The organism is Microbacterium sp. CGR2 (genome assembly GCF_003626735.1).
Lineage (GTDB): Bacteria > Actinomycetota > Actinomycetes > Actinomycetales > Microbacteriaceae > Microbacterium.
Genome location: NZ_RBHX01000001.1, coordinates 2709865 through 2724497 on the forward strand (window position 1 = coordinate 2709865; position 14633 = coordinate 2724497).

16 protein-coding genes are annotated in these 14633 nt (G+C 66.8%); 12 read left to right on the plus strand and 4 right to left on the minus strand.

Annotated features, from left to right (window positions below; genetic code table 11):
- Positions 1-153 precede the first annotated feature (153 nt).
- Positions 154-654, minus strand: a complete 501-nt coding sequence (locus tag D7252_RS13540; protein ID WP_147406739.1) for a hypothetical protein — start codon at positions 652-654, stop codon at positions 154-156.
- A complete protein-coding gene (locus D7252_RS13545) occupies positions 651-2030 on the minus strand; it encodes a recombinase family protein (RefSeq protein WP_120775866.1) in 1380 nt (459 codons plus the stop codon). The genes D7252_RS13540 and D7252_RS13545 overlap by 4 nt, the downstream gene beginning before the upstream one ends.
- A 121-nt stretch (positions 2031-2151) precedes the next feature.
- On the opposite strand from D7252_RS13545, the gene dprA reads away from it, so the two are divergent.
- From dprA to D7252_RS13560, 3 genes are all read left to right on the plus strand, one after another.
- Complete coding sequence (dprA, locus tag D7252_RS13550) at positions 2152-3345, plus strand: DNA-processing protein DprA (protein WP_120775867.1); 1194 nt, start codon at positions 2152-2154, stop codon at positions 3343-3345.
- A gap of 168 nt (positions 3346-3513) precedes the next feature.
- On the plus strand, positions 3514-4743 hold the full coding sequence (locus D7252_RS13555) for a metallophosphoesterase family protein (RefSeq protein ID WP_183055295.1): 1230 nt from the start codon (positions 3514-3516) through the stop codon (positions 4741-4743).
- Positions 4744-4983: 240 nt separating this feature from the next.
- Positions 4984-5886 carry a tyrosine recombinase XerC gene (locus D7252_RS13560; RefSeq protein WP_120775868.1) on the plus strand — a complete coding sequence of 301 codons (903 nt, stop codon included), beginning with the start codon at positions 4984-4986 and terminating at the stop codon, positions 5884-5886.
- 23 nt (positions 5887-5909) lie between these two features.
- On the opposite strand, the gene D7252_RS13565 is transcribed toward D7252_RS13560, so the two are convergent.
- Entirely contained in the window at positions 5910-6437 is a 528-nt protein-coding gene (locus D7252_RS13565) for a M23 family metallopeptidase (protein WP_183055296.1), read from the minus strand.
- Between the two features lie 305 nt (positions 6438-6742).
- Between D7252_RS13565 and rpsB the strand changes: the two genes are divergently transcribed.
- The 9 genes from rpsB (at position 6743) to D7252_RS13610 (ending at position 13556) form a co-directional block, all read left to right on the plus strand.
- The gene (gene rpsB, locus D7252_RS13570) at positions 6743-7729 is read left to right on the plus strand and encodes a 30S ribosomal protein S2 (RefSeq protein WP_120775869.1); all 987 of its coding nucleotides are present in this window, start codon (positions 6743-6745) and stop codon (positions 7727-7729) included.
- Positions 7730-7779: 50 nt separating this feature from the next.
- Positions 7780-8607 (plus strand): translation elongation factor Ts, encoded by an 828-nt coding sequence (gene tsf, locus D7252_RS13575; RefSeq protein ID WP_120775870.1) that lies wholly within the window; start codon positions 7780-7782, stop codon positions 8605-8607.
- A 90-nt stretch (positions 8608-8697) separates the two neighbouring features.
- A complete protein-coding gene (gene pyrH / locus D7252_RS13580) occupies positions 8698-9414 on the plus strand; it encodes a UMP kinase (protein WP_120775871.1) in 717 nt (238 codons plus the stop codon).
- Between the two features lie 68 nt (positions 9415-9482).
- Positions 9483-10037, plus strand: a complete 555-nt coding sequence (gene frr, locus D7252_RS13585) for a ribosome recycling factor (protein ID WP_120775872.1) — start codon at positions 9483-9485, stop codon at positions 10035-10037.
- Between the two features lie 5 nt (positions 10038-10042).
- Positions 10043-11185 (plus strand): phosphatidate cytidylyltransferase, encoded by a 1143-nt coding sequence (locus D7252_RS13590; protein WP_183055297.1) that lies wholly within the window; start codon positions 10043-10045, stop codon positions 11183-11185.
- The gene (locus D7252_RS13595) at positions 11185-11772 is read left to right on the plus strand and encodes a DivIVA domain-containing protein (RefSeq protein ID WP_120775873.1); all 588 of its coding nucleotides are present in this window, start codon (positions 11185-11187) and stop codon (positions 11770-11772) included. Before D7252_RS13590 ends, D7252_RS13595 begins: the two co-directional genes overlap by 1 nt.
- Positions 11773-11820: 48 nt before the next feature.
- Positions 11821-12540, plus strand: coding sequence for a lytic transglycosylase domain-containing protein (locus D7252_RS13600; RefSeq protein WP_259461102.1), 720 nt, complete (start codon positions 11821-11823; stop codon positions 12538-12540).
- Between the two features lie 9 nt (positions 12541-12549).
- Positions 12550-12837: a hypothetical protein gene (locus D7252_RS20420; RefSeq protein ID WP_120775874.1), complete on the plus strand. Its 288-nt coding sequence runs from the start codon at positions 12550-12552 to the stop codon at positions 12835-12837.
- A 2-nt stretch (positions 12838-12839) separates the two neighbouring features.
- The gene (locus tag D7252_RS13610) at positions 12840-13556 is read left to right on the plus strand and encodes an alpha/beta hydrolase (protein ID WP_120775875.1); all 717 of its coding nucleotides are present in this window, start codon (positions 12840-12842) and stop codon (positions 13554-13556) included.
- Positions 13557-13571: 15 nt separating this feature from the next.
- Here D7252_RS13610 and D7252_RS13615 read toward each other — a convergent pair whose 3' ends face one another.
- A complete protein-coding gene (locus D7252_RS13615; protein ID WP_120775876.1) occupies positions 13572-14633 on the minus strand; it encodes an AI-2E family transporter in 1062 nt (353 codons plus the stop codon).

The window sequence follows — 14633 nt, forward strand, 5'->3', positions numbered from 1 at the left end:
ATGCGAGTTGTTGCCCTTGCCTCGTGTGACTGAGGTGAATGCTGCTAGTCCTCGATGCCGTGGTCTGACTCCGGCTCGGACTGCTCACCTACTGGCTACATCTTAACGCCCGGTGATGCATTTGCAAGCATCACCGGGCGTTCGACGGGTGTGTCAGGCGCTGAATTCTCGGCGCAGCTCGGAGATGAGGTCGATCATCATTTCAAGTTCGAGTTGCGTCAGCGGATCAGTGACGCGGGTTCCGAGATGGGCGTAATAGATCCAGAATCGTCCGGCGCGATTCCACTTTCGATTCACCAGGCCGTGGGCCTCGAATCGGCGGAAACTCTGCAGGGCCCTCTCGAAGGAGTTCATCATGTTCGCTCGGTCGACGTCTGTTGAGCCCCGCAATGGGCGCACCACGAACTCTTTCCGCGAAGGAGTGCGCGACACCCGATAGTGGACGCGCATCAGGTCGCCGTCAGCGTTCTCGGTGTAATAGACATCCAGTGGGAAGTCATCACCGATTCGCAAACTGTAGTCCGCGTAGTAGAAGGCGTCGCGGTTGCTAGATTTGATCATGATCGAGTCCTCCGTTGACTTGATCTCAGGCCCTCGTCGAGTTCCAGCTCGGCGGGGGCCGCCTTCATCCCGGCGGGCGCCGGGAAGCTTCATCGGGCCCAGTCGATGCCGACCGTCTCCGGCCGAAACGTCCGTGTTCCGCGACCTGGCGGGTGCAAGGTGACCGTCATGAGTGTCGCGATGATCGCGCGCCTTCGGTCGAGCGTCAGCGACGCCCACGCGGCGGCGACGTCCGGGGCGCCGACGACGTCGCCGAGCACGTCGACGCGGCCGGCGTCGGCGAGCCGCGTCTCGAGCTCGTTCAGGCGGGTGCGTAGCCTTTCCGTCGCCGCGCGCAGTTGCGAAGCCGTCAGCGTGCCGTCTGCGAAGTCAACAGCGAGTGCGTCGAGGCGTGCGCGGACGCCAACTGCTTCGAGGCGCATGCCTTCTGTGTCGACGCCAGGGGAGCGTTGGAGCAGCTCGCGTGCATCCTCGCGAGCGAGGCGCGCGAGGATGACCGCGGTCACGTATTCTTCGACGGGCTCCGCTCTTCGAGCGAAATGCCCGCTGCTCGCCGAGCAGCGGTATGCGCGGACGCCCTGGCGAGCGTTCCCGCCAGCGTGAGCCGTCGCGCCGCACACGCCACACAGCGCAATGCCGGTGAGCAGATGAGTCGGTGCGCGACCGGCAGACCGTCGGGCCGGGTTCTGCAGCACCGCCTGCACGGCCTCGAAGGTTGCCGCGTCGACGAGCGCCGGCCACCTCGCGGGGGCGGATAGGGTCTCGCCTTTGTAGCGCACTCGACCTGCGTAGCGCGGGTTCATCAAGACCGCTCGGACGGCATCGGCGCGCCACGGCGAAGGTTCGCCCGCGTGGCCGGATCGGGCCTGACGAGCTTGTCCAGTCACGAAGCCCTGCTGGTTCCATCTGCGTGCGATCGCCGCGAGCGACGTTCCGAGCAGGAGGTCTCGGAAACCTTCGCGCACTGCATCAGCCTCGGGCTCGCGAACGGTGATGCCGTCGGCCTCGAAGCCGAACGGACGACGCCCGCCGACCCATTTTCCGCTGCGAGCTCGCGATTCGTTCGCTCGGATCTGGCGCTCTGATTTTCTGCGCACCTCGAACCTCGCCATGGCGGTCAGCACGGAGGCTTGCATCTCGCCTGACGCGCTCGTGAGGTCGAGCTCTCCTTCGAGGGTGGTGACGGCCACACCGGTCGCGATCAGCGATGAGAGGTCGGTCTGGGTACGGAGTAGTCGGTCTAGATTCACTGCTACGGCGACGTCGATCACGCCGTCGGACGCATCGGCGAGCATCTGCGCCCACCCTGTCGATCGCCCCCGTGCCTTGGATGCGGACGTGTCGTTATCCCGGTACTCCTTCTCGACCTCCCACCCGCGAGCATGAACCATCGCGGCGCACCGATCGCGCTGCCGCTCGATGCCTTCTGCGACGTCCAGGGATTGACGAAGGTAGATTCCCGCTCTCATGAGAGTAATGGTAAAACAACGTGCTCCGTCTCGCCTGGACCATGGCCGACCTGGCCGAGATCGACAGTCCCGGAGGCGATGAGATCGGCCGGGCCCTGTATCTCAAGAGGGGTCTGACGCCATGATGAAAGCACTGCTCGACACCCCCGACACGGTCGGCGCCGCGGAGTTGCTCCGCCCGGAAGGCGATGTCGCCGAGGCTGTGGCCCGCGCGGCGTGGACCGTCATCGCGGAGCCGGGCGATGCGGTGGCCGGCCACTTGATCGCAGAGCTCGGCGCGCGGGCTGCTCTGGAATTCGCGCTCGGAGACTTTCCCGGCGCGCTCTCGGCTCCCGATGCGGGGCCAGGCACCGTCGCGCATCGTGCGCTTGCCGACGCGCGCGCCCGGTGGCGCCCCCGCGCCGATCCTCGTTCCGTCCGCGACGCCTTGCGGGGAGCGTGCGAGGTCGATGCCACGTTCCTCATTCCGGGCGACCAGAACTGGCCGGTGTCTCTCGACGATCTCGGCGCCCACGCACCGATCGCGTTGTGGGTACGAGGGCGCTCGGAGCTGCTGGTCGCCGACCCCCGAGTGGCCATCGTGGGTGCGCGGGCTTCGAGCGCGTACGGAGATCACGTCGCTGCTGAGCTCGCCGGAGACCTCGCGGCGACCGGAGCGGTCGTCGTGTCCGGCGGGGCTTACGGCATCGACGGCTCCGCGCATCGCGCGGCTCTCGGGGTCCAGGGCTCCACTGTCGCTTTCCTGGCCGGTGGTGTCGACCGCGCCTATCCCGCCGGACACCAGGCGCTGCTGCGGAACATCAGCGAGCAGGGTGCGGTGGTGAGCGAGCCTCCATGCGGTACGGCGCCGACCAAATGGAGGTTCCTCGCGCGGAACAGACTCATCGCCGCTTTGGGAAGCGCGACCGTCGTCGTCGAGGCGGACTGGCGCAGCGGCTCGCTGAACACTGCGGGGCACGCTGCAGCGCTCGGCCGCCCGCTCGGGGCAGTACCAGGACCGGTGACCTCCGCGTCATCCGCGGGCTGTCACCGCCTGCTCCGGGAGTATGACGCGCAGTGCGTGACTTCGGCGGCCGAAGTGCGTGAACTGTGGGGCGGGCGCGACGGAAGCGCCACCACGTCGACTGCGGCCGACCCGGACCGAGTTCGCCTTCTCGATGCGATGAGCGCGCGCTCGCGAGTGCCTGTCAGTGAGCTCGCTCGACGCTCCGGACTGGCGCCGGATCGCGTGCGAGCGATCCTGGGCGTCCTCGAGCTGGAAGGTGATGCGCTTCATGATGAGGGCGGCTGGCGGCGGGCACCAGGGCGGCCGTGACATGTCTCCTCAGCGATCTGCTGCCGGTCGTTCACCTCCGCGTCAGCGGCACGGCCTGCGTTCGTGCACGTGATCCGGCGGTCCGTTCACCCGCGCGTCAGTCCGACGCAATCTGGTTCCCTTAGCCTCCCCGCGGCGACGATCGCCGCAAGATGAAGGAGACCACGTATGCCCGACCGACTGCCGATCAGCCGGCGAACCATCCTCACCGCGGGGGCGCTCGGCGCCCTCGGCACCGCCCTCCCGCTCGGCGCCGAGTCGGTCGCCGCAGCTGCCTCCGCGCCGCAGGCGGTTCCCGGAGCGGACGCATCCGCATCGAGGAGCCCGCACTCGAAGGCGCCGCGTCTGCAGTTCCATCCCGGCGGCACGTTCAAGGTGGTGCAGTTCAACGACACCCAGGACGACGAGATGACGGACCGACGCACCGTCGAACTGATCGAGAAGGTGCTCGACCAGGAGAAGCCGGACTTCGTCGTCATCAACGGCGACGTGATCACCGGTGGGTGCGAGACCAGGCTCGCCGTGAAGCAGGCGATCAACAACGTGGTGTGGCCGATGGAATCTCGTCGAATCCCGTGGGCGGTCACCTTCGGCAACCACGATGAGGACTCACTTCCCGAATCAGGGGTGGACGAGGCCGGGATGCTCAAGATCTATCGTTCGTACGAGTACAACGTGAACGCCGAGAACACTCGCGGGTTGACGGGCACGAGCAACACGATCGTGTCGATCTCCTCGTCGGGCAAGAAGAACCGCGAGGCGTTCGCGCTGTGGCTGATGGATTCGGGTCGCTACGCGCCCGAGGCGATCGATGGCCAGGACTTCACCGGCTACCCGACCTGGGACTGGTTGCGCATGGATCAGGTCGCCTGGTACCGCGAACAGTCTCAGCACTTCGAACAGCGACGCGGACGCAAGGTACCCGGCCTCATGTTCCTCCACATCGCCCTGTGGGAGCACCGCTTCATGTGGTGGGGTGGCGTCGACACGCGCACCGAGGCCGATGCAGCGCGCGGCAGGGCCCGCCACGGGATCGTCGGTGAGCGCAATGAGGACGAGTGCCCAGGTCCCTTCAATTCGGGGATGTACAACGCCATCCTCGAGCGGGGTGACGTGAAGGGGGTCTTCGTCGGGCACGATCACATCAACGACTACGTCGGCGACTACTACGGCGTCATGCTCGGCTACGCCCCGGGCACCGGCTTCGGCGCCTACGGTCTTGCGGGGGAAGAGCGCAACCGGATGCGCGGCGGGCGTGTCTTCGAACTCACGGAGTCGGGCGACGATGTCACGATCGCCACGCGCGGGGTCTATGCCCGCGACCTCGGCATCGACCTGACCGCGAACGACCAACCGATGGAGCCGCTGCCACTCGGACCGCGTCAAGAACGGGTCTGACGCGCCGAAGAAGGCCCGGTGCGCTCGGCGGTGGCGGCGCGGCGCGCGCGGCGCGGCGGGGGCTCGGTATCCGGGTGCCCGCCGCGTCCGCGCAGGTACGTTGCCACGCAGGAGGTGCGCGTCCGTAGAAGGGTGCGTTTTCGTCCACCCCGCCGTCGGTGCCGCGCCGCCGCGCAACGGACATGCGGGTAGACGGCGAGGCGACGCCAGCTCGGGTGCGGGCCCGGTCATCCTGGGGGTATGGATCTCGCGGTCGCCATGGATGCGTTCGTCGACCATCTGGAGAAGGTGCGAAGACTCTCTCCGGCGACGGTCCGGGCGTATCGCTCAGACCTCCGAGACCTCCGCGCCGCTGCGGGAGCGATGTCGGTCGACGCGGTGGACCTGGAGGTGCTTCGCGATTGGCTCTGGCGTGCCACTCAACGCGGCGATGCCCGATCCACGCTTGCGCGCCGAGCGGCAGCGGCGCGGTCATTCTTCGGGTGGGCCCACGAGCAGGGCCTCATTTCGCACGACCCCAGCCTGCGTCTGATCGCACCGAAGAAGGGCCGAACGCTGCCGACTGTCGCATCCCAGGATGCGATGAGCACACTGCTTGACGCGCACCGGACCGCGGCAGAAACAGGTGACCCGATCGCGCTGCGGGATCACGCGATGCTCGAGTTGCTCTACGGGTCGGGAATTCGGGTGTCCGAACTGTGCGGGATGGACGTGGACGACCTGGATCTGGACCGAGGCACCGCGCGGGTACTCGGCAAAGGGGCCAAGGAACGAGTGGTCCCGTTCGGGCTGCCGGCTCGCGAGGCCTTGGGTGCCTACCTCCGCCGAGCGCGTCCCGTATTGGTCGCTCGCAGCACCTCGGCCACTCCGGCGGTGATGCTCGGCACGCGAGGTGCTCGAATCGGACCCCGCACGGTGTACGCGCTCGTCGCGCGGGTGCTGGCGCCGATCGTCGGAGCGGACACCGTCGGTCCGCACGCTTTGCGACACACCGCCGCCACGCATCTGCTCGATGGCGGGGCCGACCTGCGCGCCGTCCAGGAGATCCTCGGGCATGCCAGTCTTGGCACGACCCAGATCTACACCCACGTGTCCGCAGAGCGACTGACAGCCACGTACCGGTTGGCGCACCCCCGCGCCTGAACCCGGGTCGCGCCCGCTGAGATTCACAGGGGTCGGCAGCAGGGCAGAAGAATCGCGCGGGGGACAGCGTCGAAGAGGAGCATCGGGTTGATGTAGTCGCCGTCCAGCCGGACTCCGACGTGGAGCGTGCCCTCAGGCGCATGCCCTCCCGCGTTCACGGTGCCGATCTCCTCACCTGCGGACACCGCGTCGCCCGGCTTCAACGGAGAAAGGAGAGGCTCGAAGGTCGACACGAAACCTCCGTCGTGCTCGATGGTGAGCAGCGGGCGGTCGACGACGGTCCCTCGGAACGCGACCACCCCGTCTGCGGGTGCTCGGACCACAGTTTCCCGGGGTGCCCGCAGGTCGACCCCGCGGTGACCCGCTCCATAGTCGTGGGCGGGCGCGCGGTACGGCGCGACCACTGCACGTGGTCCGTCGAGCGGCCAACGCCACACCGGCAGGTCGGGAGTGTCCGCGAGAGACGGAGTCGCGGCGGCCCCACCCGTGGCGAGGAAGATCGCGAAGAGCGCCATCAGACCGCCCGAGATGACACGTGACGAAGTGCGCATGCAGGGCATCGTGCCGGATCGACCCGTCGCTCCGTCGGCGCCGCGGAATTCACGGGCGAAGGTGGGGGAGAAGCGGTCGGAATCGGCTGCAGTGCAGGGCGAGTGCGCGCGCTGCATCCTGTATGCTGGGGGAGCACCTCGATCTCGAGGTGACTACGCGTGCCCAGAGCGACTTCGGTCGTGGCATCACTCCCACAGGTCCTGTTCCATGAGCGGGCGGGTGTGCGCCGGGCACCAGGAAGTCCGATCATCAGATCGGCAGATAACCTCAACGGCGCAGATCGCGCCAGAACCAGGAGACGACCATGGCTGTGGTCACCATCCGCCAGCTGCTCGACAGCGGCGTCCACTTCGGACACCAGACGCGTCGGTGGAACCCGAAGGTGAAGCGATTCATCCTCACCGAGCGCAGCGGCATCCACATCATCGACCTCCAGCAGTCGCTGGGCTACATCGACAAGGCCTACGACTTCGTCAAGGAGACCGTCGCCCACGGCGGCACCATCCTCTTCGTCGGCACGAAGAAGCAGGCGCAGGAGATCCTCGCCGAGCAGGCCACCCGTGTCGGCCAGCCCTTCGTGAACCAGCGCTGGCTCGGCGGGCTCCTCACCAACTTCTCCACGATCTCCAAGCGTCTCGCACGCATGAAGGAGCTCGAGGAACTCGACTACGAGACCCCGGCCAACAGCGGCTTCACGAAGAAGGAGCTGCTGCTCAAGAAGCGCGAGCTCGACAAGCTGCACAAGTCGCTGGGCGGTATCCGGAACCTGACCAAGACGCCTTCGGCTCTCTGGGTCGTCGACGCCAAGCGCGAGCACCTCGCCATCGACGAGGCCAAGAAGCTCGGCATCCCCGTCATCGGAATCCTCGACACCAACGCCGACCCGGATGACTTCCAGTACCCGATCCCCGGCAACGACGACGCGATTCGCTCCGTCTCCCTGCTGACGCGGATCATCGCGGACGCCGCTGCCGAGGGCCTGCAGCAGAAGCACAACCCGGAGACGGGCGACGCTGAGCCGCTCGCCGACTGGGAGCGCGAGCTTCTCGAGACGCCCGCCGACGACGCGCCTGCCGCGGACGCCGCTGAGGCTCCGGCCGAAGAGGCTCCTGCCGCTGAGTCGGCTGAGGCTCCGGCCGACGAGGCTCCCGCTGCTGAGTCGGCTGAGGCTCCGGCAGAAGAGGCTCCCGCCGAGGAAGCTCCCGCCGCTGAGTCGGCTGAGGCTCCCGCGGAAGAGGCTCCCGCCGCTGAGTCGGCTGAGGCTCCGGCCGCCGACGCCGCCGCCAAGTAATCCCGCGAAGACAACGCCCACCCACATCACGAAGCAAGGAGCCACCACACATGGCCAACTTCACCATCGCCGACCTCAAGGCCCTGCGTGAGCAGCTCGGCACGGGAATGGTCGACACCAAGAAGGCGCTCGAGGAGGCTGACGGCGACGTCCAGAAGGCCACCGAGATCCTGCGCCTCAAGGGTGCGAAGGGTAACGCCAAGCGTGCCGATCGCTCCACCAGCGAGGGACTGATCGTCGCTCGCGAGAGCGAAGGCGCGGTGACGCTCATCGAACTCGCATGCGAGACCGACTTCGTCGCCAAGAACGACCGCTTCATCACGCTGGCCGAAAAGGTCGCCGATGCTGTCGCCGCCGTGAAGGCCGATTCGGTTGAGGCTGCTCTCGCGGCCCAGGCCGGTGAGCAGACCGTCGAACAGCTCGTCTCGGAAGAGGCCGCCATCATCGGCGAGAAGGTCGAACTTCGTCGCGTTCGCACCATCACCGGTGACAAGGTCGAGGTGTACCTGCACCGCACGAGCAAGGACCTGCCCCCGCAGATCGGCGTCGTGGTCGCCTACTCGGGCGACGATGCCGAGACCGCTCGCAGCATCGCGCAGCACATCTCGTTCGCCAACCCGTCGTACTTGTCTCGGGAAGACGTCCCGGCCGACGCCGTCGAGAAGGAGCGCGAGATCGTCACCGAGATCTCACGCAACGAAGGCAAGCCGGAGGCGGCTCTGCCCAAGATCGTCGAGGGGCGTGTGTCCGCGTTCATCAAGCAGGTCGCCCTGCTCGAGCAGGACTACGCCAAGGACAACAAGCTCTCTGTCGCCCAGGTGGCGAAGGACGCCGGTATCACCGTGACGGACTTCGCACGCTTCAAGGTCGGCGCGTAGCACCGTCGAAGGGGTTCGGATCATCGAGATCCGAACCCCTTCTTCATGCCCACGAGGCACTATCTTGAATCGGGACGAGAGGATCATTCCATGACCGAACGCACAGGACGCCGTCGCGTTCTCCTCAAGCTCTCCGGAGAAGCCTTCGGAGCCGGCCAACTGGGTGTCAACCCGGACGTGGTCGGCCAGATCGCACGAGACATCGCGGCTGCTGTCGATCGCGTCGAGGTGGCCGTCGTCGTCGGCGGTGGCAACTTCTTCCGCGGTGCGGAACTCAGCCAGCGCGGAATGGACCGCGGTCGTGCGGACTACATGGGCATGCTGGGCACCGTGATGAATGCGCTCGCCCTGCAGGACTTCCTGGAGCAGGCGGGTGCCGCCACTCGGGTGCAGTCTGCGATCGCCATGACACAGGTGGCGGAGCCGTACATCCCACGGCGGGCCGAGCGTCACATGGAGAAGGGACGCGTCGTCATCTTCGGTGCGGGCGCGGGACTCCCGTACTTCTCCACCGACACGGTGGCCGCTCAGCGCGCGCTCGAGATCGGTGCGCAAGAGGTTCTCGTCGCCAAGAACGGCGTGGACGCCATCTACACAGCCGACCCGAACAAGCACGCCGATGCCGAGCGCATCGAGCGCGTGACCTACCGTGACGCGCTTCAGCAGGGGCTGAAGGTCGTCGATTCGACCGCATTCAGCCTGTGCATGGACAACAACATGGACATGCGGGTGTTCGGGATGGAGCCGTCGGGCAACGTCACGCGTGCGCTGCTGGGCGAGCCGATCGGAACACTCGTCACCGCCTGAGCGTGTGCGCGGGCGGCCGACTGTTCGCCCGATAGAATTTCCAGAACACCCCGACGATAGGAGTCACCGTGATCGCGGATGTCCTCGCTGAAACCACTTCTCGCATGTCGAGGGCGGTCGACGCCGCCAAGGAAGACTTCTCCACGGTCCGCACCGGCCGTGCGAACCCGCAGATGTTCCAGAAGCTGCTCGTCGACTACTACGGAACGCCGACGCCGCTGGGCCAGCTCGCCTCGCTGGCGAACCAGGAGGCGCGCACGCTCATCATCACGCCTTACGACAAGTCGGCGCTGCGTGCGATCGAGCAGGCTGTCCGCGACATGCCCAATCTCGGTGCGAACCCGACGAATGACGGCAACCTCGTGCGGGTGACGATGCCGGAGCTCACCGCTGAGCGGCGCAAGGAGTACGTCAAGCTCGCCAAGACCAAGGCGGAGGACGCCAAGGTGCATGTTCGCGGCATCCGCCGCAAGGCGAAGGATGAGCTGGACGCGCTCAAGAGCGAGCTCGGCGAAGACGAGATCACGCGCGCTGAGAAGGAACTCGACGGTCTGACGCGTCAGCATGTGGACCTCATCGACGACGCTCTCAAGCGCAAAGAGGCCGAACTCCTCGAGGTGTAGTCCGAATGTCTGATGACAGCCGAGATGCCGAGGAAGGTACGCCGTTGACGCGCCGTGAGGCGCGCGACGTGTCGGCCCCTGACGACCGCATCCCGCTCGTGGATGCGGCTTTCCCGGCTTTCGACGCGGCGAGCATCCCGCCTCGGCCCCCCGTCCCGGCCGCAGGACCGGGCGCCGTGAGCGCCGGAGTGCTCGACACAGGTGACCACAGCGCGATCCGCGAGCAGTGGCGGGTGCGCCGAGACGAGCTCAACACCCACGTCTCGTACGCAAGGGACCAGCTCGACCAGGCGAACGAGCGCATCAAGCAACGGACAGGCCGAGATCTGATCCTCGCCATCCTGATCGGACTCGCGTTCGGCGCAGCGCTGTTGGGCTCCCTGATCTTCATCAAGGCGCTTTTCGTTCCCTTCGCTCTCGCGGCGGCCCTCCTCGTGGTGTACGAGCTGTCGCGTGCCCTGCGCGCGGCAGGACGACGCATCGACGTCGTCCCGCAACTGATCGCAGCGACCTTTCTGGTTCTCCCGGCGTACTTCGCGGAAGCCTGGTTGAGCTGGGTGATGCTCTTCGTGGCCGTCGCCTTCGTCATCGTCTGGCGACTCGTCGCGCAGATGATCGTCCAGGATGGCCGCACCTACGGCGAGGTTCTCGCGGATGCGGTCATCGGCGGATTCGTGCAGGTCTACGTCCCGTTCCTCGCGGGGGTCGCGTTGATCCTGCTCGAGCAGGACGGCGGCGAGTGGTGGGTCCTGAGTTTCATAGCCATCGCCGTGGCCGCTGACACCGGCGCGTATGCAGCCGGGCTGACCTTCGGAAAGCACCCGATGGCACCCCGGATCAGTCCCAAGAAGACGTGGGAAGGCTTCGCCGGCGCCGTGATCGCTTCGCTGGCTGCCGGCGTGCTCCTCGCCATCTTCCTGCTGGACCTTCCGTGGTGGGCGGGTCTGATCTTCGGAGTGGCGATTCTCCTCACCGCGACGCTCGGTGACCTCGGCGAGTCGATGCTCAAGCGCGATCTGGGGATCAAGGACATGAGCTCCTGGTTGCCCGGACACGGTGGGCTGCTCGACCGGCTCGACAGCATCCTTCCCTCGACCGTCCCCGCTCTGGGACTGTACTTCCTTCTCTCTCCCTGGGCGGTTCTCTGATGACTGACGGCCGTAGCGACGCACCGGCTCCTCCGGATGACGAGAGCCCACCGGCGTTCGCACTGACGACAGGTCGGGAGATGGGGTATCACCGAACCGCCGTCGACTCTTTCTTGGCGTCAGCGCGACTCGCCTTCGAGACCGGCGCGGATGAGCTCGACGCCGCTGACGTGCGGACCGCCTCTTTCCCGCTGGTCAAGGGCGGGTACGTCGTCGCCGCGGTCGACGCCGCTCTCGGACGTGTCGAAGACGCATTCGCCGCCCGGGCGCGCGAACGCGTGGTGAAAGCAGAGGGCGCAGGCGTGTGGGTCGAACAGGCTCGCGCGGAAGCCCAACTGATCCTGGATCACCTTGCTCGCCCTTCGCGTCACCGTTTCGCCCGCACCGGCCTGCTCACGTTCGGTTACCGAGTCGACGAGGTCGATCATGTCGCGTCGCGCATCGTCCGATACCTCCGAGATGGGGACGCACTGTCGGCTGAGCAATTACGCTCGGCAGCCTTCCGGATGCAGCGCGGAGGCTACCGCGAAGAGCAGGTAGACGCCCTCCTCGATGCCACCATCGATGTGATCCTTGCCGTTCGCTGAGCTTCCTGATGGTCGTTCTCGGCTCCTTTGCGTAGACTGTTGCTCATCGTGAACTCCCGAAACGACATGACTCCCGAACGCAACGGCTCCTCGCTGTCCTCTGCAGCGACGGTCCCATCGGCGAGCAAGGGGGCGCCCCGCTGGTCGCGTCGCCGCGGCGTTGCCAGCGTGATCAGTGCTCTGGCCGTCGTCGGATTCGCCGGCGCGATGGTCGCGCCGACCGGCGTGGCGATGGCGGAACCGGTGGCGGTGGAGACGCCGGATTCGGCATACTCCGTCGCTCTCGCGGACACCCAGAATCTCACCGTGACGGTCGAAGGTGCTGCCATCGCCCCCGTCGAGCGGGGGAATTTCGAGGTGTACGTCAAACCGAAGCCCAAGCCCAAGCCCAAGCCGAAGCCCGCGCCCGAACCCGCCGAAAGCGGATCGGAATCGGAGCCCGAATCCGACGGAGGCTCCTCCGGAGGCGGACCCCCGCCGTACACCGGTGGGGGAGCGCCAGCGGAATGGATGGCGGCGGCGGGCATCGCACAGAGCGACTGGCAGTACGTCGATTACGTCGTCTCGCGCGAGAGCGGATGGAATCCCAACGCGACCAACTCGTCGTCCGGCGCCTGCGGACTGGTTCAGGCGCTGCCCTGCAGCAAGGTTCCGGGCAATGGTTACAATCCGGTCGACAACCTGCGGTGGGCGAACGGGTACGCGACGGGTCGATACGGCAGCTGGGCGGGCGCGTACAACTTCTGGATCAACAACCACTGGTGGTGAGCAGGCGATATGCCACGCTCCCGCAGACGCCCTCAGGCGCGCCCTTCGCCGGAAGAATCGTTCGAGCGCCTTCTCGCCGGGTGGAAGCGATCTGAAGTCCGTCGCGGACACGAATGGACCGTACAGCCGGTCTCGGCAGGTCAGGCTCAGAAGGAGTACATCTGCCCGGGGTGCGGGCGGGGGATCGATGCGGGTACAGCTCACCTCGTCGCGTGGCGCGCCGATGGGGTTCTGGGCGACGCGGCCGATCTCGCAGCGCGCCGACACTGGCACACACACTGTTGGAGGATGGCGTGAGCATGGAGATCCGCGGACCCATGGAGCTTCAGGCGCAGCGGTCGGAGATCGAGCTGCCGACCGAAGACGGCCTGACACTGGTGGGTGAGCTCGCCGTGCCGGAATCCACGGATCCGGTCGCGACACTCGTGACTCTGCATCCGCTGCCCACGGCGGGCGGCTTCATGGACTCGCACATCATCCGCAAGGCGGCAGCGCGTCTGCCGGCGTTGGCGCAGCTCGCTGTGCTTCGTTTCAACACGCGCGGTACGACGTCGCCGCGCGGCACCAGCGAGGGTGCCTTCGATGGCGGAGGCGCAGAACGGTTCGATGTCGCCGCCGCCATGGCATTCGTCCGGGAGCGCGGACTGCCCCGTCCCTGGCTCGTCGGCTGGTCGTTCGGGACAGAGCTCGCGCTCAAGTACGGACGAGAGCACGACATCGAAGGCGTCATCCTCCTCTCACCGCCCTTGCACCGGGCGACGGACGCCGAGGTGGCCGCGTGGGCGGGTAGCGAGGTTCCGGTCATCGTGCTGGTGCCGGAGCTCGACGACTACCTCCGTCCCGCAGAGGCCCGAGAGCGATTCGCGTCGATCCCGCACGCACGACTGATCGCCGTCGACGGTGGCAAGCACCTCTGGGTGGGCGAGACGCAGACGCGGCGCGTGCTCACCGAGATCGTGGCCGCGGTGAACCCGGCGAGTCTGCCCCTTGCCACCCATTGGCCACCCGCGTCCTGATCAGGGCGGCTGCGCTCACATGTCGTTCATGCGCGGAATGAGGACCTGCCGGTAGATGATCAGGATGCTCGCCGCCACGGGGATGGCGATCAGAGCTCCGAGCAGTCCCAGCAGGCTGCCTCCGGCGAGGGCAGCCACGACCACGACGGCTCCGGGCACGGAGACCGCGCGGCTCATGATGCGTGGCGAGATGATGTAGGCCTCGATCTGCATGTAGATCAGGTAATAGATCCCGGCGGCGATCGCTGTGGCCGGCGAGCCGAGCCCGGGGATGAGACACGCCAGAACGATGATGGTCGACCCGGTCAGGGTGCCGACGAGCGGGATCAGCGAGAAGAAGAAGGCGACCACGGCCAGCACGGCGGGGAACGGCGCCTGGATGATCGAGAGGTAGATCGCGCTGAGCACGCCGTTGATCACGCCTTGTGAGACCTGCCCCATGACGTAGTAGCCCACGGAGTCGGTGATCTGCTCCGAGAGGTCGACGAACCGCTCGCGCTTGGATGCCGGAGCGAGCTGGTAGACGGACCGTTTCAGGGACGGGGTGGACGCGGTGAGATAGATGGTCAGGATGAGCACGATGAACGCGCCGAACACGCCGCTGAGCACGGCGCCGCTGGCGACGAGCACTCCTTGACCGATCGATCCGCCGATTTCGGTGAGGTTGGTGTTCAGCCAGTCCTCGACGTAGCTGAACACATCGTCGACGCGGAGGTTGGGGAAAGCACTCTTCATCCACTCCTTCAGGTCGTCGATCGCCGTGCCGCGCTGGACGATCGCCGATATCTGCGCGATCAGCTGTGAGATCTGGTCCACGAGCACCGGCAGGATGATGAGCACGATGCCGACGAAAACCGCGAGGACTCCGAGGATCGTCGTGAGCACGGCGAGCCAGCGGGGGAGGCCTCGTCGCTCGAGCAGCGACACCAACGGGTCGAGTCCGAGGCTCAGGAAGAGCGCAGTGCCCAGGTAGAGGAGCACTGTCGACAGCGTCTGGACGCTCCCGATCAGCAGAACCCCCAGTCCCACGCCGAGCGTCGCCAGCAAGGCGGTGCGGAAGGGATTGTGGATCTTCAT

Coding starts and splice junctions, on each gene's coding strand:
- dprA (WP_120775867.1), top strand. CDS start 2,152: ATGATGAAAGCACTGCTCGACACCCCCGACACGGTCGGCGCCGCGGAG.
- pyrH (WP_120775871.1), top strand. CDS start 8,698: ATGACCGAACGCACAGGACGCCGTCGCGTTCTCCTCAAGCTCTCCGGA.
- D7252_RS13590 (WP_183055297.1), top strand. CDS start 10,043: ATGTCTGATGACAGCCGAGATGCCGAGGAAGGTACGCCGTTGACGCGC.
- tsf (WP_120775870.1), top strand. CDS start 7,780: ATGGCCAACTTCACCATCGCCGACCTCAAGGCCCTGCGTGAGCAGCTC.
- D7252_RS20420 (WP_120775874.1), top strand. CDS start 12,550: ATGCCACGCTCCCGCAGACGCCCTCAGGCGCGCCCTTCGCCGGAAGAA.
- D7252_RS13615 (WP_120775876.1), bottom strand. CDS start 14,633: ATGAAGATCCACAATCCCTTCCGCACCGCCTTGCTGGCGACGCTCGGC.
- D7252_RS13545 (WP_120775866.1), bottom strand. CDS start 2,030: ATGAGAGCGGGAATCTACCTTCGTCAATCCCTGGACGTCGCAGAAGGC.
- D7252_RS13610 (WP_120775875.1), top strand. CDS start 12,840: ATGGAGATCCGCGGACCCATGGAGCTTCAGGCGCAGCGGTCGGAGATC.
- rpsB (WP_120775869.1), top strand. CDS start 6,743: ATGGCTGTGGTCACCATCCGCCAGCTGCTCGACAGCGGCGTCCACTTC.
- D7252_RS13555 (WP_183055295.1), top strand. CDS start 3,514: ATGCCCGACCGACTGCCGATCAGCCGGCGAACCATCCTCACCGCGGGG.
- D7252_RS13560 (WP_120775868.1), top strand. CDS start 4,984: ATGGATCTCGCGGTCGCCATGGATGCGTTCGTCGACCATCTGGAGAAG.
- D7252_RS13540 (WP_147406739.1), bottom strand. CDS start 654: ATGAAGCTTCCCGGCGCCCGCCGGGATGAAGGCGGCCCCCGCCGAGCT.
- D7252_RS13595 (WP_120775873.1), top strand. CDS start 11,185: ATGACTGACGGCCGTAGCGACGCACCGGCTCCTCCGGATGACGAGAGC.
- D7252_RS13565 (WP_183055296.1), bottom strand. CDS start 6,437: ATGCGCACTTCGTCACGTGTCATCTCGGGCGGTCTGATGGCGCTCTTC.